At 71.5% G+C, this 1,675-nt stretch carries 2 protein-coding genes and 1 pseudogene; 1 reads left to right on the forward strand and 2 read right to left on the reverse strand.

All coding sequences use genetic code 11. The annotated features are described in order from the left end of the window. A pseudogene (locus tag WBP48_RS16130) lies at window positions 1–312 on the forward strand (FAD-binding oxidoreductase); the annotation flags it as partial. 181 nt (window positions 313–493) lie between these two features. Here the strand turns inward: WBP48_RS16130 and WBP48_RS16135 are convergent. Together WBP48_RS16135 and WBP48_RS16140 are read right to left on the reverse strand one after the other, a co-directional pair. Continuing rightward, complete coding sequence (locus WBP48_RS16135) at window positions 494–1,279, reverse strand: hypothetical protein (protein WP_424441766.1); 786 nt, start codon at window positions 1,277–1,279, stop codon at window positions 494–496. A gap of 18 nt (window positions 1,280–1,297) precedes the next feature. After that, the coding region (locus tag WBP48_RS16140) for an alpha/beta fold hydrolase (protein ID WP_424441767.1) at window positions 1,298–1,675 on the reverse strand (378 nt) is incomplete at its 5' end.

A 1,675-nucleotide genomic window follows, 5' to 3' on the forward strand; every position in this document is an offset into this window, starting at 1 on the left:
GTGGAGGTGCGCTTGCTGGGCGGGGCGACGCAAGCGGCAGTGGGGGAGGCGAATGCCGTCGCGGGGCGGGACGGGGCGTACTCGCTGCACATCGTCGGGGCACCGGTGCCCGAACTGCTCGACGAGGTGGTCCCCGGCGCGATCGCCGCGGTGTTCGACGCGTTGGGGCCGTGGCGTGCGTCCGGCCTGCTGCCGAACTTCGTCGGCCCGGCCAACGCTTCGGACAGCGCGTCCCAGACGTGGCCGGCCGAGACCGCGCGGCGGCTGTCGGCGGTCCGCGCGAGCTACGACCCCTTCGGGCTGTTCGCGTAGCGGCCCCTCGATCGGCCCCGCAGGTCAACACGAAACCTCGCATGTGCGCCGCACGTCGCCCAAGAACGGTGCACATGCGAGGTTTCGCCCTGTGATGTCTTGTGAGGTCGTGTGGCTCACGGGGCTCGCCGCGCGGAAGCGCTTGCGGCGTTTCGACTCGGGCGCCCTCCGGCGCCCTCGCTCAACGACCGGCGGCAGACATCGACCACCCCGACACGCGGCGGACGACGGCGGGGTCGGCGGACCCCTCGCTCGGCGGAGCCGACGAGAACACGTCGATCATCAGGGCGAGCGGGTACCGCGGTGACTGCGGCATCCGCCTGAGCACCGTGCCCTCGCACCCGATGACCGTCTCGCCGCCTCCCCAGATCGCCGTCCAGGTCAGGGGTTCGCTCGCGTTCCACGGCACGGCGACGGTGCGCATGTCGGACTCCAGCCGCGGGTCGTGATGCGCTTTCAGACCGGTGCGCACGGCGGTGACCGCGCCGATCGCGTCACCGTCGATCTCGCACAGGCAGATCTCGCCGCTGTCGAGGGGGGAGAGCTGTTCGAGGCCGACGAGCCAGACCGCGGTCATGCACGAGAGTTCCGTGCTCGCGGCGATCGTGACGTCGACGCGGCCGGACGACGGGGTCCAGGGCGTCGTCAGGGGCCATTCCGTTCGCACCACCAGCCCGTCCGGGCGGTGCCGGTGCATTCCGCGCGTCGTGCCCAGGGCGCCGGCGAACTCGCCGGTTTGAATGTTCGACACCCGGAGCGGGCCGTCCTCCTCGCGCCACGCCGGCTGATCGGCGTCGATGTGCAGCTCGAGGCCCGCGGTGGTGACCCGGTAGCGTGCAGCGGAGCGGTCCGGCATCGTCCAGTGCGGCAGATAGTGGGCGATCCAGCGGGCCGGATCGAGTTCCCCGTCGAAGTCGTCCAGGAAGTCGGGTCGTCGCATCGGCGGCGGGGGAAGGCGTTCGACCATGGTCGTCGCTCCGTGGGATCAGTCGGCGAGGCGTGATGAAGGATGCCGGTGCCAGAACGCCCGGATCGCTTCGACGAGCGCGGCGGGCTGTTCGACGGCAGCGAGCGTTCGGAATCCGCTCAGCTCGACGACGTCCGCCGTCCGCATCGCAGCGCAGACCGTGCGGGCGAGCTCGGGCGTCCAGTCCGCGCGCTCGCGCGACATGACCATGAGCGTGGGGACGACCACGTCACGCACAGCCTCGGTCAGATCGCGGCGGTCCGCGACGAACGAGAGCGTGACGTTGTGCAGTGACCGACGCGACGCACGTCGGCATGCGGCCTCGACGTACGCGGCCATCGCCGGGTCGACGGCGTGGTCGTCGGTCAGCTGGAGGCGGGTGACCGCCTTCAGCGC

Source organism: Microbacterium sp., assembly GCF_049661145.1.
Lineage (GTDB): Bacteria > Actinomycetota > Actinomycetes > Actinomycetales > Microbacteriaceae > Microbacterium.

What these genes read in the sequence shown, in the direction of transcription:
- WBP48_RS16135 (WP_424441766.1), bottom strand. Translation starts at nt 1,279, where the DNA reads ATGGTCGAACGCCTTCCCCCGCCGCCGATGCGACGACCCGACTTCCTG.